Annotated in this window: 15 protein-coding genes; 3 read left to right on the top strand and 12 right to left on the bottom strand. The window is 49.3% G+C overall.

Annotated elements, in window-relative coordinates:
* Window positions 1–557 precede the first annotated feature (557 nt).
* Both A3GK_RS0101700 and pyrH read right to left on the bottom strand, forming a co-directional pair.
* The gene (locus A3GK_RS0101700; RefSeq protein WP_018027801.1) at window positions 558–1,256 is read right to left on the bottom strand and encodes a tetratricopeptide repeat protein; all 699 of its coding nucleotides are present in this window, start codon (window positions 1,254–1,256) and stop codon (window positions 558–560) included.
* 84 nt (window positions 1,257–1,340) lie between these two features.
* A complete protein-coding gene (gene pyrH, locus A3GK_RS0101695) occupies window positions 1,341–2,057 on the bottom strand; it encodes a UMP kinase (protein ID WP_018027800.1) in 717 nt (238 codons plus the stop codon).
* Between the two features lie 218 nt (window positions 2,058–2,275).
* Between pyrH and A3GK_RS10250 the strand changes: the two genes are divergently transcribed.
* From A3GK_RS10250 to A3GK_RS0101680, 3 genes are all read left to right on the top strand, one after another.
* On the top strand, window positions 2,276–2,572 hold the full coding sequence (locus tag A3GK_RS10250; RefSeq protein WP_018027799.1) for a type II toxin-antitoxin system RelE/ParE family toxin: 297 nt from the start codon (window positions 2,276–2,278) through the stop codon (window positions 2,570–2,572).
* 8 nt (window positions 2,573–2,580) lie between these two features.
* Complete coding sequence (locus tag A3GK_RS0101685; protein WP_018027798.1) at window positions 2,581–3,702, top strand: XRE family transcriptional regulator; 1,122 nt, start codon at window positions 2,581–2,583, stop codon at window positions 3,700–3,702.
* Between the two features lie 137 nt (window positions 3,703–3,839).
* Complete coding sequence (locus tag A3GK_RS0101680) at window positions 3,840–4,289, top strand: copper resistance protein NlpE (protein WP_018027797.1); 450 nt, start codon at window positions 3,840–3,842, stop codon at window positions 4,287–4,289.
* Window positions 4,290–4,380: 91 nt separating this feature from the next.
* Here the strand turns inward: A3GK_RS0101680 and abc-f are convergent, their stop codons facing one another.
* From abc-f to A3GK_RS0101630, 10 genes are all read right to left on the bottom strand, one after another.
* Window positions 4,381–6,264, bottom strand: coding sequence for a ribosomal protection-like ABC-F family protein (gene abc-f, locus A3GK_RS0101675; protein ID WP_018027796.1), 1,884 nt, complete (start codon window positions 6,262–6,264; stop codon window positions 4,381–4,383).
* A gap of 9 nt (window positions 6,265–6,273) precedes the next feature.
* Window positions 6,274–6,966 (bottom strand): TapB family protein, encoded by a 693-nt coding sequence (locus A3GK_RS0101670; protein WP_018027795.1) that lies wholly within the window; start codon window positions 6,964–6,966, stop codon window positions 6,274–6,276.
* Window positions 6,967–7,032: 66 nt separating this feature from the next.
* A complete protein-coding gene (gene rprY / locus A3GK_RS0101665; RefSeq protein WP_026161647.1) occupies window positions 7,033–7,773 on the bottom strand; it encodes a response regulator transcription factor RprY in 741 nt (246 codons plus the stop codon).
* An 8-nt stretch (window positions 7,774–7,781) separates the two neighbouring features.
* Complete coding sequence (locus tag A3GK_RS0101660) at window positions 7,782–9,284, bottom strand: sensor histidine kinase (protein WP_018027793.1); 1,503 nt, start codon at window positions 9,282–9,284, stop codon at window positions 7,782–7,784.
* Between the two features lie 128 nt (window positions 9,285–9,412).
* On the bottom strand, window positions 9,413–11,005 hold the full coding sequence (locus tag A3GK_RS0101655; protein ID WP_018027792.1) for a YifB family Mg chelatase-like AAA ATPase: 1,593 nt from the start codon (window positions 11,003–11,005) through the stop codon (window positions 9,413–9,415).
* A complete protein-coding gene (locus tag A3GK_RS0101650) occupies window positions 11,006–12,025 on the bottom strand; it encodes a hypothetical protein (RefSeq protein WP_018027791.1) in 1,020 nt (339 codons plus the stop codon).
* Window positions 12,025–14,175 carry a tetratricopeptide repeat protein gene (locus A3GK_RS0101645; protein WP_018027790.1) on the bottom strand — a complete coding sequence of 717 codons (2,151 nt, stop codon included), beginning with the start codon at window positions 14,173–14,175 and terminating at the stop codon, window positions 12,025–12,027. Before A3GK_RS0101645 ends, A3GK_RS0101650 begins: the two co-directional genes overlap by 1 nt.
* A 2-nt stretch (window positions 14,176–14,177) precedes the next feature.
* Complete coding sequence (locus A3GK_RS0101640) at window positions 14,178–14,420, bottom strand: hypothetical protein (RefSeq protein ID WP_018027789.1); 243 nt, start codon at window positions 14,418–14,420, stop codon at window positions 14,178–14,180.
* On the bottom strand, window positions 14,420–14,899 hold the full coding sequence (gene tsaE, locus A3GK_RS0101635; RefSeq protein WP_018027788.1) for a tRNA (adenosine(37)-N6)-threonylcarbamoyltransferase complex ATPase subunit type 1 TsaE: 480 nt from the start codon (window positions 14,897–14,899) through the stop codon (window positions 14,420–14,422). Before tsaE ends, A3GK_RS0101640 begins: the two co-directional genes overlap by 1 nt.
* A 787-nt stretch (window positions 14,900–15,686) precedes the next feature.
* Window positions 15,687–17,171, bottom strand: coding sequence for a hypothetical protein (locus A3GK_RS0101630; RefSeq protein ID WP_018027787.1), 1,485 nt, complete (start codon window positions 17,169–17,171; stop codon window positions 15,687–15,689).
* Between the last annotated feature and the right edge of the window lie 2 nt (window positions 17,172–17,173).

Here is a 17,173-nt window from a genome sequence, read left to right as displayed (position 1 = left end):
GTTTTACAACACAAAAAGGCCTCACATGAGTCTCGACTATAAGACACCTGTTGAAGCCTCAAAGTGCAAAGGGAAAATCCCCAAGAGGTGGAAAAGCTATAGAGAGGAGTACCTTGAAAATCAAAAAATAGGATAGGTGCCCAAGTTTTGGTACCTTTAGTCCTGTGAGGGGTTTCCTTCCGGGCTACGCCCTCCAGTCAACCCCTCACAGGACTAAAGGCTAGAAAGTCAACATAAAGCAGGATTAATAACAACGTAACATTAACCGAGTCAACCTTTTTCAGGAAACCACAATTTTATGTCCGAGATCATATTGTCCGACCCGCAAGGGGTCGTAAGGTGGGGAGGGGCTTCAAAACCCCCGAGTCGTTCGAGGCATTCGCCTCTCCGACTCGGGGCTAGGATCCGTCTGACCTCCCACGAGGGGAGGTCATTCATGGTAAGACTCTTTCTAATGCGTAACCCCTTGGCAATTATTTATCTCACATGCCCCAAAAGAAACCGAGCCGATACACTCATGGGAGTATATCGGCTCGGTTTAAATCTGTAAAGGTTGCTTATTTCTTCAGCTCTAGAGCTTGGAGAAGCTTCATAGCTTCTGGCAGGCTGGCTGAGTTTGGATACTTATCAATGATCGCTTGATAGCTAGCCTTGGCATTGTCGGTCTGCCCTAGTGCCTCGTAGGCGATGCCTGCTTTGATGAGGTAGATAGGGGATAGCAAACCGTTATCGGCCTTCTTTGCGGCCTCCTCGAAGTACTTAATACCCTCAGCGGTCTTATCAAGATTGACGTAGCAATCACCGATCAAGCCGTAAAGACTAGGATTGGCCATGGAGTCCTTGCTCTTGAACTTCTTGAGGTGGTTGATTGCCTCATCGTACTGGCCTAGATTGTATAGGCAGATACCGGCATAAGCCTCTGCGAGGTTGGCACTCGTGGTACCACCATACTGATCGATCACCTCTAGGAAGCCTAGTACATCGGCACCATTTCCATTGAGTGCGATCTCGAATGAGTCGCGATCAAAGTACTGCTCTGCCTTGTAGATCGCCTCTTGTGCTTTGCTAGCTCGGGGAGCCTTGTAGAGATTCTTGTAGGCAATGATACCGCCAATCACGGCGAGTAGCACTACTACTGCTATGATCAGGGTGTTGCGATTCTTGCGGATAAATTCGTCCGACTTATTGATCACCTCAATGGCACCCTCTTCAATCTTTTCAGTGGCATCAGGCCTATCTTGCTTCTTATTGCTCATATCTTATTCTGTATAACTTGGTTAGAAACCCTAAAGATTGTGCAAATCTACATAATTATTAAGAATTGACCAATAATCGGGTGGTTATTCATTAATTACTCGGGTACCAATGGACAGTTCCTCTACTAGGAGCTTGGTGAGATTGCCAGGTGTATCCATATCGAAGACCACGATGGGCTGATTATTCTCCATGCACATTGTGGTGGCGGTAAGGTCCATCACCTTGAGGTGGCGGCGGAGAATCTCTTGATAGGTGATCTCCTCAAAGCGTGTGGCGGTAGGATCTTTCTCGGGATCGGCGGTGTAGATGCCATCGACGCGGGTGCCCTTGAGCATTGCATCGGTCTCGAGCTCTATCGCACGGAGTGAGGAGCCAGTATCGGTGGTAAAGTAGGGATTCCCGGTACCGCCTGAGCAGATGGCTACTTTGCCACTCTCTAGTGCCTCAATAGCATCCCACTTATTATAGTGCTTGCCGATGGGGCTCATAGGTGTGGCGGTGAAGACTACATTCTTCTGCCCCTCAGCCTCTAGGGCGGAGCTAAGAGCTAGGCTATTAATGACGGTAGCCAACATACCCATCTGGTCGCCCTTGACGCGGTCAAACCCTTTGGTGGCACCGCTCAGGCCCCTAAAGATGTTGCCACCACCGATCACGATGGCTACCTGCACCCCACTCTGCACCACTTTGGTGATCTCACTTGCATACTCCTGTAGGCGAACTGGATCAATGCCGTAACCCTGTGCCCCTTGGAGCGACTCGCCACTCAGCTTGAGTAGCACTCTTCTGTATCTCTTCATCTTTTTCACTTTTATCTAGCTGTGATTATCTGCCGCAAACTTAATCATTATTTCAGAAACTCCCTCCCTCTTGCCTCTACGTTGCTTAACTTGACTGAACATCCATTAGGAGCTTAATTAACAACAACTATGACAATAGTTTAACACTTAGTGTCAAACATTATGGTTATCTTTGCCAAAGAATAGATATATCTAACGTTTTTAATCCACCTTGTTGGATGATTATAGAATTTGATAATAGTACTATACGCAAAACCTGCTCTTCTGTGGCTAATGCCGTAAAGGCCCATGGTAAGATACGAGCCGACAAGTTGTTTTTAAGACTAGCACAGATTAAGGCGGCCAATACGGAGGATGAGTTTAAATATTTGCCTGGACGCTTTCATCAACTCAAGGGGAGTAGGATTGGTCAGTGGAGTTGTAGCCTTGATGGAAATTGGCGCCTCATCTTTAGAGTTGAGCTTCGAGATGACGGTAGCTACGCAGTAATTATTGAAGTAATTGATTATCATTAATTGATATTATGGCAACGAATAAAAGAGAATATATAGTTCCAGTAGCAATTCACCCTGGAGTAATGCTTTCCGAATGGCTTGAGGAGCGGGAGATGACGGGGAGAGAATTTGCTCTTCGTTCGGGGAAGCCAGAAAAAACAATCAGTAAGATACTAAATGGTAAGTCTAGGATCACTGATGATACAGCAGAAAGTTTTTCTATCGTCACAGGTATACCATCCAATTATTTACTGAGATTTCAAGCTGAGTATGATGTGGCTATAGCTAGACAAAGCAATGTAAATCCTATGGAAAATCTATGGGATACATTTGGGTGCCTATTTCCATATTCAGAGATGTGTAAAGCGGGTTGGATTGACAAGAAGGAAACAAAGGTTGAGAAAATGTATTGCTTGCTCTCCTTTTTTGGACTTACTACTCATGAGGCATTTGAAATGACCTATTCACACCAAATGTTTGGAGTATCGTTCCGACAAGTTGGGCGGTCTAAAAGAACAGAATTTGGTGTTGCTGCTTGGGTACGGCAGGGGCAGATAATTGCCGACATGATGAGTACCGAAAGAGAGTTTTCTGTAGCTAAAGCGATGGGGGAGATTGATAGCTTCAAGTCGGCACTAATGGCTCACGATCTGCCACTTCTTATTAGCCTATGTAGCAATGTAGGTATCAAACTTGTTTTCGTAGAGAATATCCCTAAGGCCTCAACAAGTGGAGCTGCCTACTGGCAGGGAAGGACACCTATTATACAGCTGTCTGGAAAGGGGAGAAGCCTTGACAAACTAGCCTTTAATTTCTTTCATGAGTTGGGTCACATTATCTACAAGCATGCCAAGAAAGGATTCTTGCTAGACGATATGGAGGAGGACTCTATAGAAAAGCATGAGATGGAAGCTAATGAGTTTGCAAGCAACCACTTGTACAAAGGGCTTAAGGAGTTCTCAACAAAGCCGACTTTGCAAGAAATCAAGGAGGAGGGAAGGCGTCTGGGTCTATCGCCATGCGTCGTCCTTGGGCATCTCACCCATAGCGGGTTAATTACCTATCCAGAGGCGAATACGAGATACAAGTCTCTCCAGTGCCCTCTAGAAATAGACTTTAAGAAGCTGCTGCCGAAAAATCCTTATTTATAAGGGTCAGTTCCACGTTTGCAGAGGAGAGGAAGTATAAATATTGGGGTGAGATTATTGTAAATCATCAAAATAGTGTACCTTTGCAACGTCAAACTTAAAGGATTAAGTTGAACACATTTATTAATGAAAGAAGAAAGATGAAAAAGATTAGTTTACTACTTGTAGCAACTGCTACATTATTCCTTGCCTCTTGCTCTAGCAAGGAGTCTAAGACAACCGAGCAAGAAGAGGCTACTCAAACCGAGGTGACCGAAGAGGTAGCTACACCTGCATACGTAGGCACTTACGAGGGAACACTCCCTGCAGCCGACGCAGCTGGCTTTAAGACTACCCTTACTATCAATGCGGATATGACTTACCAACTTACTCAAGTAGCTGAAGGTGGTAAGGAGGAGAACAAGACTGAGGAGAGCGGTACTTACAATCTCCTCGAGAATGACGTACTTGAGCTGATCACTCCTTCTACTGGTGCTAAGACCTACTACAAGGTGCTTGATAACTCTGTAGCACTCGTATCTGATGCTACTGGCACTCTTGCTGAGGGCGAGCTTGCTGATAAGTATATCCTTAATAAGGTAGTTCTATAATCAGTAGCTATTTACCAGAAAAATAGAGAGTGGGCTAGATACCGGTTGGTGTCTAGTCCACTCTCTTTATCTCTCCAACTACTCGTATAAGTTAGATGAGCTGCTCCCACTCGGACATTGCCTTTTGGAGGGCTTTGGAGGTGGTATCGTAGTCGGTGAGGAGCTGGGGTGTAGATTGATGCGATAGTTGCTCCTCAATAGAGGCGAGTTGCTCCTCGAGCTGGGTGATGGTTGCCTCAATCCGCTCCAACTGTTGCTGCTGGCGTCGCTCCTCTCTCTGCTGTGCCTTTTGCTGTTCGTAATCAAGGCGCCCCTCACTCTTTTCGAGGGGTTGATTGCTCTGAGTAGGGGCTTCTTCGCCCACGGCATTGGCTTGTAGCTTGCGGATATACTCCTGCATTCCGCCGAGGTGATTGACCACTCCGCCCTCCTTAAATTCAAAGACCTTATCCACCAGACCATCAAGGAAGTCTCGGTCGTGGCTAACGATCAGCACCGTGCCATCGTAGTTTTGGATCGCCTCCTTGAGCACCGCCTTACTAGAGAGGTCGAGGTGATTGGTCGGCTCATCGAGAATGAGGAAGTTAGAAGGGCTGAGCAGCAGACGGATCATCGCCAATCGGCTTCGCTCTCCTCCGCTCAGCACCTCCACCTTTTTCTCAGAAATCTCCCCACCAAACATAAAGGCACCGAGGATGTTATTGATCTGCAGTCGGATGTCTCCTACTGCCACTCGGTCGATAGTCTCGTGGATCGTAAGATCGGGATCTAGTAGGGAGGCTTGATTCTGTGCGAAGTAAGCGGTCTCCACCTGATGCCCCAGCTTCAATTCCCCTTCGTGTGGTATCTCGCCCATCACCGCCCGCACAAAGGTGGTCTTGCCACTTCCATTCTTTCCCACAAGTGCGATCTTATCGCCCCGCTCTATGGTGAGGTCGATATCATGTAGCACTCTGTGAGTACCATAGGCGACCGATAGCTCCTTAGTGATCAAAGGGTAAGCGCCACTCGTCACCGACATAGGGAAGCGGAAGTGTATCGCACGGTGGTCGAGCTCCTCCACCTCAATTCGCTCCACCTTCTCTAACTGCTTGATGCGCGACTGCACTTGTACCGCCTTAGTGGCTTTGTAACGAAAACGCTCAATAAACTCCTCGGTATCCTTGATCATCTTCTGCTGATTTTCATAGGCACGAAGCTGCTGTTGGTACCGCTCCTCTCGCAACTCTTCGTAGTGCGAGAAATTGGTCTTGTAGTCGTACGCTTTGCCGAGGGAGAGCTCCACAGTGCGGGTGGTGGTATTATCCAGAAAGCGGCGGTCGTGGCTCACCATAATCACCGCGGCACTACTTCGCTTGAGAAACTCCTCCAGCCAGACGATCGACTCCATATCGAGGTGGTTGGTCGGCTCATCGAGGAGAAGGAGGTCGGGCCGTCCGAGGAGGATCTTCGCCAACTCAATACGCATTCGCCAGCCACCACTAAATTCACTCGTTGGGCGGTCGAAGTCGCTTGGTTCAAAGCCCAACCCCTTGAGCGTCTGCTCTATCTGTGCGTCCTGCTCCTGAGGAGCATAGAGTGCCAATAGCTCTGTATGATTGGCGAGCCGCTGCACCAGCTCCATATAGCCATCTGAGTCGTAATCGGTTCGCTCCGCTAGCTCTTGGGTGAGCCGGTCGACACTCTTCTGTATTTTCAATTCCTTATCAAAGGCGAGGCGTACCTCCTCCCGCACCGTATGCCCATCCTGAGTCAGTAGGTGCTGTGGTAGGTAGCCGATCGCCATATCGGTAGGATAGGAGAGAGCCCCTTCTGAGGGCTCTCTCTTGCCTGCTATAATATTGAGTAGGGTAGTTTTTCCTGCCCCATTGCGTCCCGTGAGGGCGATACGCTCCTTCGGATTTACCTGTAGAGAAACCTCCGAAAAGAGTTTATCCGCCCCAAAGGAGACGCCTACATTATTCAGTGCTAGCATCTAGTCTCCTTATGGTCTTGTAATCTTAACAAGTTCAGTAGTCATTACCTGACCCATAGTAGTCATCTCGGTTTTCACCACACCCTTATTGGGCACCACCCAAGTGATTTGCTTATTCTCCTGAGTTTGGTTCATCCCCATTGCCTGAGTGGTGGTCTTTACCTCCTGCTCCACCTTGATGGTCTTGAAAGTACCGGCTGGAGTGGTCACCTCTTCGTCTACGGCAGTGATCTCATTCCTAGTTATCTCAGTGATGACGTTTAGATCCATCCCTTGTACCTTAGCGGTGATGGTAGCCTTGGTCAGAGGTAGCTTATCCCCTACATTGCCTTGGAGTGGAGTAAAGCCAGCATCGCCATCAAAGGTCATATCAATATTTGAGCCCATACCAGCCTGCTCCATAGTAGCCTTGCTCTGAGCCAAGAGACTTTCCACACTATATTGGATCTTACCATCTGCAAAGGTAAGGGCATTCTCCATGGTCATTGGCTGCTTCATGCCAGGCACCTTGGTGACCACTTCGTAGGTGATGACGTTGCCCTCCACCTTTTTCAGTGTCTGAGTAACCGTAGAGGTACCCATCAGTTTATTCGACATCTCGTACTCATATACCGTGCCCACAGGGTCATTATCATAGTACTGTGCGTAGCTAGCGGTAAGGGTAGTAAGGGCTAAAACAAGTGTTGCTATTATCTTCTTCATAAGTTTGTTGTAGCAAATAAAGGTCGGGGGGTCTCTTGTGGAAGTCCCCCGACTCTTAGTGGATAATTATATGGTCTCTGTATTATCGTCGGTAGGTACGCTATTGGCATTAGGAGTGATGAGCTTGTACCCCTTGCCATGCTTATTCTGAATCTCCACACGCTCATCTTGAGCCAAGTGCTTACGCAGCTTGGTGATGTAGACATCCATACTACGGGCATTGAAGTAGCTATCCTCACCCCAGATGGTCTTGAGGGCATAGTTACGCTCCATCAAGTCATTAGCGTGCATACAGAGGAGAGTCAGTAGGTCGGTCTCCTTAGTGGTGAGTCGCTTTGGCTCCTCATCTCTGAAGGTAAGCATCTGCTTCTGCGTATCAAATACAAAGTCGCCGATATTGTAAAATGCTACTGGCTCTGGCTTCTTGCCCTGTACCCTGCGGAGTACCGCATCGATACGCATAGTGAGCTCAGCGGTATTGAAAGGCTTCTTGAGGTAGTCATCAGCACCGAGCTTAAATCCCTGCTCTACATCCTCGCTTAGGGTCTTGGCGGTGAGGAAGATGATGGGTAGTGACTCGTTTTTGCTCTTGATCTTTTGTGCTAGCTCAAACCCATCCATCTTGGGCATCATCACGTCTAGGACGCAGATATTCCAGTGGTCTGGTTGTTCCTCAAAAGCCTCCCAACCGGCCTGTCCATCTTGGAAAAGATCGGTTTGGTACCCCTTGGTATTTAGAAACTCGCTGAGTAGAGGACCCAGGTTTTCGTCGTCCTCACATAGAAATACTCTTACTACGTCTTCCATCATAATCTTTATTCTTTAATTGGTAATGTAATAATAAACTTAGTTCCCTTGCCTAGCTCGCTCTCCACAGCTATCTTCCCGTGGTGTAGCGAGATGATATGCTGCACATAGGCCAGCCCTAGGCCGTATCCTTTGACATCGTGCCGATTGCCCGTCGGCACGCGGTAGAAGCGGTCAAATATCTTCTTGGCATGCTCCTTTTTCATTCCGATGCCATTATCTTGGATATATATCTTTACGTTTTTAGCATCGTTACTGGTACCCACTGTAAGGTGAGGTGGCCGCTCAATGCTTCGGTACTTGATCGCGTTATCGAGGAGGTTGAAGATGATATTGGTGAGGTGCATCTCATCGCCCTCTACAGTGGCCTGTTCTGCCCCTAGGTCCACATCAATCTCTCCCTCGTAGCTCTCCACTTTGAGGCTAAATATATTGGTAACATTGAGGAGAAGCTCCTCCATATCTATTTCCTTCAACTTTAGCTTTACCTTATCGCGGTCGAAGAAAGACATCTGTAGCACCTTATCAATCAGCAACTCCAGTCGCTGACTCTCCGCCATGATACTTGAGATCCACTTCTGTCGGCGCTCGGGAGAGGTCTCCGCCTGGTCTGCGGAGAGCATCTGGCTCGCCACCATAATGGTGCTGACAGGCGTCTTGAGCTCGTGCGTCATATTATTAACAAAGTCCTTACGCAGCTCCTCTAGCTTCTTCTGCCTTACCAGTGAAACAATGGTAATCGTAAACACCACAAAGAGTAGCAGCGTAAAGCCAGCCGAAGGGATAATAAACTCATACGAACTAGAGATGAGCTGCCGCTTCCCTGGGATATAGAGCTTCACGAAGTACATGTGCGAGGGGTGGTCATTGGGGAATAGCACCTGCGTGTAAGTGGCATCGGCATCATCGGCCGGTATCTTGCCACTGCTATAGTACGCCCGATGATTATTATCCACCAACTCATAAATGTAAGGCAATGTGATGCCGTTATTGGTGAGGTAATAGCTAAGGAGCAGATCCAGATCTTTCTCCGAAATACGCTCGTAGATAGGGGCTGGATTATTGTCGCGCACCGACTCTATGGCGAGCTGAATCACCATCTCACGCACCTCGTTATACCGCTCCGTGAAGGCCTTCATCAGTTCCCGAGAAGCCTCCTGAATCCTATCGGGGCTCTGCTTCTTGGCTATCCTCAGAGGGTCTTGTGGCAATTGGTCTAGGCCGAAACGCAGGCTATCAATCTGTAGCTGCTTGTTTTTCTCCTTCAGGTTGTTCTCTAGCGAAAGAAGGCTCGACGAAGTGGAGAAGCCAAGGCGGTCCGAAACCAGACGTGACATCTCGTCGCGCTCTACATCCTGACTTACCGAAGAGAGTGCCTGACGTACACGACTATCAAACTGCTCATTTCGGAAGCGGTAGACCACGTCGACATAATTGAGTTGCATCAGTAGCAACCCAATCAGGGCTAGTGCCATAGCCACAACGATTAACCAAAGCGTCCACTTCTTCATAACGTGAGCAAGGTACGCATTATTCTCTTTGCATTAACAAAAAGAACGTTAAATATTTAAGGCACAAATGTTAATTAAAGCAGACAGCTAAGGCAGTAACCCTATGGCAATAGGGTAGTTACACTCATTTATAGCGTGCGAGTGCCCCACGAGCCACGGTCAAGCTTGCGGTAGTTGATCGCCTCTCCGATATGCTGGATCGTGATATCTTGCGAGGCATCGAGGTCGGCAATGGTACGGGAAACCTTTAGAATACGGTCATACGCTCTAGCGGAGAGCTTAAAGCGCTCCATCGCCTGCTTCAGTTGCATCAACCCATTGGCATCTACATGGACAAACTCCTGCATCATCGCTGGAGTCATCTGCGCATTGGTATAGATCCCTGGCATTCCTTTGAACCGCTCCTTCTGTATCGCTCTCGCCTTCATCACCCGCTCACGGATCGCCTCACTCGGCTCGCCACGCTGCTTACTCGATAGCATCTCAAAGGGCACAGGCAGTATCTCCACCTGAATATCGATTCGATCGAGCAGCGGGCCAGAGATCCGACCGAGATAACCCTTCACTTGAGCCTCCGTGCAAGTGCACTCCTTGAAAGGGTTGTTGTAGTGACCGCAAGGACAAGGGTTCATTGAGGCCACCAGCATAAAGGAGGCGGGGAAAGTGACCGTCTGCCGAGCCCTTGATACGGTGATCTGTCGGTCCTCTAGTGGCTGACGTAGCACCTCCAATACATTACGTGCAAACTCAGGTAGCTCATCGAGGAAAAGCACCCCATTGTGGGCAAGAGAGATCTCACCTGGCTTGGGATAAGAGCCCCCGCCTACCAGAGCCACATTAGATGTACTGTGGTGGGGTGCTCTGAATGGTCGCTCCTGCATCAGTGCGATGTGCGTTGGCAACGTCCCCGCCACCGAGTGAATCATGGTGGTCTCCTGCGCCTCCTCCTTGGTAAAAGGCGGTAGGATGCTTGGCACCCGCTTAGCCATCATCGACTTACCACTCCCTGGAGGGCCTACCATAATGATATTGTGCTGACCACTAGCAGCCACCTCAATCGCTCGCTTCACCATCTCCTGCCCCTTCACCTCCGCAAAGTCGGCATAGTGCAGAAGTGGGTGATGAAAGATCTCCTCCTCATCGTATAAGTACTCCTTCAATACCGAGCTTCCCTGCGAGAGATAGTCTACCACCTCAGCAAGTCGCTCCGCACCAAATACCCGAATCCCCTCTATCACAGAGGCCTCCTTGGCGTTGGCTCGTGGCACAATGATATTCTTAAACCCTTGCCGCTTCGCCATAATGGTCATCGGTAGCACTCCATGAATCGGCCGAAGGGCACCATCCAGTGCCAACTCACCCATAATCATCGTATCGGCAAGTCGCTCTGTAGGGAGCTTCTCACTCAGCGAGAGGATCGCAATAGCTAGGGGAAGGTCGTAGGCAGCCCCCTCCTTCTTGAGGTCGGCCGGTGCCATATTGATGATGTAGCGATGCTCCTGATAGGTATATCCACTCTCGGCGATGGCCGCTTGGATACGTTGGTGGCTCTCCTTCACCGCTGCATCGGGCAATCCCACCAACATAAACTTAGTGCCACTACTGATTTGTGCTTCAATCGTCACCTTACACGCCTCAATACCACTGACTGCTGCGCCATACACCTTGACCAGTGCACGCTCCACCGAGGTCTCCTCCCACAGCACGCTATCATCCATCATTTACTTCTTTTGTTGTTTAATATAGTTGATCAGACTATCAGGGTTACTCCAGCTACGCTCTATATTTTGTAGGCTATCCACCACCATAAAGGTTGGTAGCTCATCGATGGACTGCTCCTTCAGAAAAGTCTGCGACTGCCCGATGCTATCAATGAGGAAGTATTGCTTCGTCCCCTTGCTTTTCGTCTTCAAGCTCTTGGGGAGAGAGTCATTGAGCAGCACGCTATAGCTAGGCACACCTAGGCTATCGAGTAGATGAAAGTACCGCTTTTGCTTGGCAAAAAGGACAGAGTCCAGTGGTGATAGCTCCATAATATTAAGGGCGACGAATCGATTTTTCCCCACAAAATCCTTGAAGTTGACCCGATCCTTCATTCCACTGACCACAAAAGAATAAGGAACTACTGGACCTCTATTCCAACTATTATCACCAGCCATTCTCCAACCCAAAAGCCCAGCAAGATCATACTGGTCTCTAGCCAATTGAGCAAAGAGACTCCACCAAGTCTGATGATTCTTTCCACTTTGGTATTGCTCCATACCATCCTCCACCAGGAGGAGCGTAGGCGATTCCTTACTGTGGGCACTCAGGAAGTCCAAGAGTTGCTCCTCGCTTTTCTCCCTCTCTGCGTACCACTCCTTCAGCAAAGACTCATAGAGTAGACCCTCCAGCGACAACTCTTTATCACTAATCTTAGCAGAATAAGCCTCAGCATCACGGTCGGGAAATAGGGGGAGTTGCAGTCGCCCCTCTCCATTCCTCAAGAGGAAAAGGTCAATCGTATCTAGGTCAAAGACCTCTTGATAGCTAATCTTACCCTTCGGGCTCACTTCCAAGGTATCCATAGTGATGCTCTGGGCACCGTAGACCAGCAGGTACCAAGGACCTGACTCACTATCTTGGTGACTTGCCACAATCTTGATCGGCTTTACCGACTCACTCTTATGTCCCCTTCCGCAGCCACAAAATAGCAGGGCTATAAATAGGCATATCCCCAGGGCTCCTCTCTCTATCCTCATTACTCCTTACTATATATGATGTCCTTGATGAGCGATTGATCGCTTGTGCTGTAGCCATAGGCCGAGAGAAGTTGTAGCTTTGCCAGCAAAGTAAGGTCGGGCGACCCACCCTTTGCCCATCGGCTCAATTGCTCTATCCCCTCCTTGCGTTGGCCCTCGGCTAAAGTAGAGAGTGCTCTCCAGAAAAGCAGTGCCCCCTCGCCACCATTCGTCGTCCGCTTGAGTAGCTCCTTTGCCTCCTGAGCTTTACCAGAGAGGAGTAGCAACTCCACAATCATTGATAGGCTCTTGGCATTTTTACCATCGGAGAGATAGTGCGCTTTGTAGGCCGCCTTCATCGCCTCCTCATTCCGACCTGCCTGATAAAGCAGCTCAGCACGTAGTAGAGGAAGCCGATAGCTCTCCACCTGCTCCTCACTCGTCTCCAGCCACTTGATCGCCTCGCCCCTACGACCAAGCTTAATCAGCAGTTCGGCTATCTTACTCGCCGTTATAGCTGTTGGTCCCTCCAGTTCCACCGCCTTTTGCAGCTGCTGCAGTGCCCCCTCGTGGTCGTTACGCATTATACTTGCCACCGACATCCCTCGCCACACCTCAGCGGTATTGGTCAGATAGTCCGCCACCACCCGCTCATAAGTGCGGCCTGCGGCATCGTATTGCCCAAAGCCCACCATCATAGTTGCGAGCTTGAGCAACCCCTCCTCGCTAAGTAGTCCTCGCCTGGAGAGGAAGGCCCCATCAAGCAGATAGGGAGAACGAGCAAATGGGCTCACCAACGTATGTCGATGACTCGAAAGCTGGTAAAAGCGGTAGGCACTAAAGAGGAGTTCCCTCGCACCATCTACCTCGGTAGGTGCTGGCAAAGGAGTAGCATCGGGCATCGACTGCTCTAAAATATCGGCCTCCATACCACGAACCACCTCTCTCCATGCTGGCACCAAGGCATACGAATACATGTCAGCGCTAATCATTCTACGCCCTTGCGACATAAATGGCAGGATGCGAGTAAAGACCTCCACATTCGCCTGGTCGAGGTCGGGATACTGCTCATCAAACCTCAGGAACCAGTGGCTCATCTTACTGAAAAAGGCAAAGCCTTTGAGCCCTGTGACTAAGTGGTAGGCGGTATCCTGCTCCGCATCTTGTAGCATCTTCAATTGATCTGGCACCTTAGCCATCAGCTCCTCCATCTCCTCGAAGTGCTCCTTATCAATCGCTTTCTTCTGTAGCTCTGCTATTTGACTACTGAGTGAGCCGGTACCACCCATAGACTGCCGAAACTTATCACTGATATTCTTTAGCTCAGGCACAATCTTCTCCTCATAGGTCTTGTGGTTTTCGGTCGTCTTGTACGATATCTGCACCACCTTAAGTAACTCTAGCAACAGCTCTTCACGAGACAAAAGGAAGGTCTCTACCTCCGCAACCAAATCGAGGTGAAGGGTACTCAACTCTGCCTGATGACGGCGACCCAATACAAGGAGTGCTGCCATGGCGGCGCCTCGCACAATAGGATCGTGATGCCCCTTGCCAAAGGCGAGGAGTAGGGAGATCTTTTGCTCATCAAAATACTCCATGCTCCCCACAAAAAGGGCAGAGACAACGCTCTGAGCTATAAGTGGTGGCAACTGTGTCACCTCAAGGGAATATTGCAGACGCTCACTCACCGACTTGGGGAGCCGTGGTGTAGCCCAGAGGTAGTTGAAGAGTTGGTCCACCTTATCAAAGAAGCTCTGCTCTCTCTTGGATACCTCCTCGGATAGCTCATCAATTAGATGAACTATTTTCTCAGCATTGAGCTGGTAAATCTTGAGCCTCTGTACGGTCTCGCAACGAGTGTCATTTGGTCGCTCCTCCTCCTCGATATGAGCCGCATTGGCACGGAGCAATTGCATCAGAGAGGTACCGATCCCTCTCAGAATCTCACTGCGCTTTGGGTCGTCCGTACCTTCCTTATAGTAGTAAGTAAGGTACTTGTAAGTCTCCTCTAGCTGCTGGATCTCTCCACTCTCCGCCAACGGTAGCGACCGCATATCTTTCAGTACCATGCCGTAGAGCCCCTCGAGCGTTTTACTCACATGCCACCGCACTCGGGGAGGGTAATACTCCTCCACTCCATATTCTGATAGAGAAATCTCTCTTTTTTTCATTCTTAAGCTCCTTTCATGATTCCCATTGGGTCCACAACTACCAACACTGCCGCCGCGAGTAGCAACAGCCCAACTAATACCATCGCTATCCTGGCACCACCCAAACCTATCTTCTTGGGGAGGAAGCCGTAGGAGCGACTATTGAAAAACCAACGGCTACCCCTCAGCCCGACCCATAAGGCCATAAGCCCAGGGAGAACAAACATTAGCCCGAGGGCTATATAGACCAGTCCCGCTTTCGTCATTACCGTGGGTCGTAGATGAATGGCTCCTCAGCACTAAGCAGAGAGAGACGTCGGTGGTCACCCTCCATCTCAATTCTTACACGCACTACTTCGTCTTCATCTGGCAGAAAAGGCGTGAAGAGTGCTGGCCACTCCACAAAGCAGTAGTAGCCACTGTAGAGGTAGTCGGTAGCACCAATGTTTTGCAAATCATCGTGTGTCTCGAGGCGATAGGCATCAAAGTGGTAGATAGGATCGCCACTTTCGGTGTGATACTCATTGACAATGGCGAAGGTAGGGCTACTCGTCACCTCCTCCACGCCAAGCTCTTTAGCCAGTTCCTTAATAAGCGTCGTCTTACCTGCCCCCATCGGTGCATCAAATAGCCACACAGGCTGTTCGCCCAGCTCCTTCAGTAGAAAGTTTGCCACCTCCGGCACCTCACTGAGCTGATACTCTATGCTCTTTCCCTCGCCCCACTCTATTTGTTTAGTCCCCATATTTATCCAATATATCAATAAGAGAATGTTGCACGAAGTGCCATTCTCGCACATTTGATCAAATGTGCTGAGACTTTGCACGAAGGATGAGATGCAAGGCGCTGAGGATGAGGCCGAAGGGAGCGTACTAACGTACGTGACCTAGGCCGAACTCCGAAAGCAACGCAGCAGATCGCCTTCGTGCAACAGTCTCAATAAACAAAACTACCTATTTCCCAGCCAATAGACAAATATTCCCCCGATTCACCATTAACCATCACCCAAAAAGAACCTCCGCAGAGGTCCTTCTCCCATAAGACCCGTGTCGGAAGGGGTGCTAGTAGCCCGAAGGGCTTACATGGTCTAATAACCCAGCCTTCCCCCTCGGTAGGTAGGCGAAGCCTGCCTGCCGAGAAGAAGGTTGGGTAGAGGCAAGGAGCACAACTAGCTACCCCGAAGGGGTTGCATATCCACAATAGCCTATATAATATATATGTGTATCAAAGTGCAACCCCTTCGGGGTAGCGAGGTTGTGGTGACCTTGCTACCCAAGCTTCACCTTCAGGCTCGCTTACACTCGCCTTCAGGGGGAAGCTTGGGTTAATACACCATGAAACCCCTTCGGGGTTTTTCTTGACAATCAAGTACCGGTGATTCCTTATCGACACCCCATCAGCACCCGACAGGGTGCTCCATTCGAGCGTCCGACCTGTCCGACTTGTCCGAGAAAGGTACCTAAAAAGTAACTCTCCCAAAACGGGATTGCCACTTTGGGAGAGTACATAAATGTGCGAGCCTGGAGCCGCGATCACAAAGCGATATTTACAACTGGATCTGGTCCTTCGGGTAGAGAGCCACCACCTTTACCTGGGTACGTGAAGCGGAGGAGGATCTCGTAACTATGGTTACGTCTGATCTCTCGCAGTCCATCGGCACGCTTGGTTCCAAATGGTATCTCATAGTACTTATAGCGTCGCTTCCCAACGATCGCATTAGTGGCAGGGTCGAACTTAGTGATATAGACCAGCATGGTCGCCTGCTCTGAGGCATTGGTAGGGAAGTTCTCTGGCATGTAGAAGTGCTCTGTCCCCCCCCTCATCAATGCCGTACCTACAGATTCATCATCAATGTACGCAATGTTGGGGTAGCTTCGATAGAACGGCATATTCGCTGCAGGCTTACCCACTTTCTCATAATGACTCTTGAGTGCTGCCCAGTTATTAGGAACCACACTGGTGATATTGGCATACTGCCCAGGATAGATATCATCAAAGAAGTGGTCCTTGACAGGGTTTACTTCTTTAGTGCTTCCTGCTGGGTAATACTCATACTCCCATCGTACAGTCACTTTAGCGACAGCCCGCTCTAGGTAGATGCTCCTGATCTCATGCACTGGTTCAGTAGAGCCACTCTCACGACCGTCAATCCCCCGCTTATCATTGGGCTTCACATCCACTAGACGACTAAACATTGGCAGATAAGAAGACTCAAATAATTGACTATTACCACCAAGGTCACTACCCGGGAATATATTTTTCGAGTCAAGCCACTTACGCTTTGATACCACGTCCTGCTCATAGCTAAAGTCTGGATTTTCGCTGATCAAGAAAGGGTTTTCCAGTGTGAGTGGAGCCAAATTTTCGTCACGATTGTAGTAGGTATGGTACGCCTTGCTATTGACCATAAAAGAGAGGACACCTGAGGTGGGGAGTTTATAGAAAGCGATGGTTACCTTGGAGTATGGGGTGACATCCACACCTGTAGAGAATCGACCAAAATCACTATAAGGAACCAAGCCATCCACCTTATAATCCCCCTCTCGAAGCTCAGGGATATGGAGGTCACGGATCCAATCCTCACCACCATTGGTATTCCAACTTTGCCAGCGATCAAACTCACGTTGATAGGCTCTATACTCGTCAGAATAGTACCACTGCCAAAACTCCGCAGTGCCATAGCTATAAGGATTACGAGGAGCCGTTGGGCTATCTGCAGGCTCTGGGGTATTCACCGTAGCTCGAGCCCGCTCATCTTCACTATAGATGCCATCAAAGTCACCGATATCTGCTCTCAGTGTATTATTGACCACACGCGTTGGGGCTACAGAGATATCAAGCGTGATGGGCTCTGGTAGGATAATACGCGTGCCATCGGCCGTCTTCTCATACCCTTCCCATGGGTCCACCTCAGGAGGATCGGGCATCACCTCCGCTCTATTGGCACCTTTCTCGCAAGAAGCAAATATCATTGATAGCCCTATAATGGTGGCTACTTTCAGTATTCTATTCTTCATAA

The sequence above is a fragment of the Porphyromonas somerae DSM 23386 genome (assembly GCF_000372405.1).
Lineage (GTDB): Bacteria > Bacteroidota > Bacteroidia > Bacteroidales > Porphyromonadaceae > Porphyromonas_A > Porphyromonas_A somerae.
Note: the sequence above shows the minus strand (reverse complement) of the source record. Positions and strands in the feature narration are given on the sequence as shown.

Bases quoted from the DNA above. Each gene is read 5' to 3' on its own strand.
- A3GK_RS0101700 (WP_018027801.1), bottom strand. From the start codon at position 1,256: ATGAGCAATAAGAAGCAAGATAGGCCTGATGCCACTGAAAAGATTGAA.
- A3GK_RS0101630 (WP_018027787.1), bottom strand. From the start codon at position 17,171: ATGAAGAATAGAATACTGAAAGTAGCCACCATTATAGGGCTATCAATG.
- A3GK_RS0101640 (WP_018027789.1), bottom strand. From the start codon at position 14,420: ATGACGAAAGCGGGACTGGTCTATATAGCCCTCGGGCTAATGTTTGTT.
- abc-f (WP_018027796.1), bottom strand. From the start codon at position 6,264: ATGCTAGCACTGAATAATGTAGGCGTCTCCTTTGGGGCGGATAAACTC.
- A3GK_RS0101650 (WP_018027791.1), bottom strand. From the start codon at position 12,025: ATGAGGATAGAGAGAGGAGCCCTGGGGATATGCCTATTTATAGCCCTG.
- rprY (WP_026161647.1), bottom strand. From the start codon at position 7,773: ATGGAAGACGTAGTAAGAGTATTTCTATGTGAGGACGACGAAAACCTG.
- A3GK_RS0101660 (WP_018027793.1), bottom strand. From the start codon at position 9,284: ATGAAGAAGTGGACGCTTTGGTTAATCGTTGTGGCTATGGCACTAGCC.
- A3GK_RS0101655 (WP_018027792.1), bottom strand. From the start codon at position 11,005: ATGATGGATGATAGCGTGCTGTGGGAGGAGACCTCGGTGGAGCGTGCA.
- tsaE (WP_018027788.1), bottom strand. From the start codon at position 14,899: ATGGGGACTAAACAAATAGAGTGGGGCGAGGGAAAGAGCATAGAGTAT.
- A3GK_RS0101685 (WP_018027798.1), top strand. From the start codon at position 2,581: ATGGCAACGAATAAAAGAGAATATATAGTTCCAGTAGCAATTCACCCT.
- pyrH (WP_018027800.1), bottom strand. From the start codon at position 2,057: ATGAAGAGATACAGAAGAGTGCTACTCAAGCTGAGTGGCGAGTCGCTC.
- A3GK_RS10250 (WP_018027799.1), top strand. From the start codon at position 2,276: ATGATTATAGAATTTGATAATAGTACTATACGCAAAACCTGCTCTTCT.
- A3GK_RS0101645 (WP_018027790.1), bottom strand. From the start codon at position 14,175: ATGAAAAAAAGAGAGATTTCTCTATCAGAATATGGAGTGGAGGAGTAT.
- A3GK_RS0101680 (WP_018027797.1), top strand. From the start codon at position 3,840: ATGAAAAAGATTAGTTTACTACTTGTAGCAACTGCTACATTATTCCTT.
- A3GK_RS0101670 (WP_018027795.1), bottom strand. From the start codon at position 6,966: ATGAAGAAGATAATAGCAACACTTGTTTTAGCCCTTACTACCCTTACC.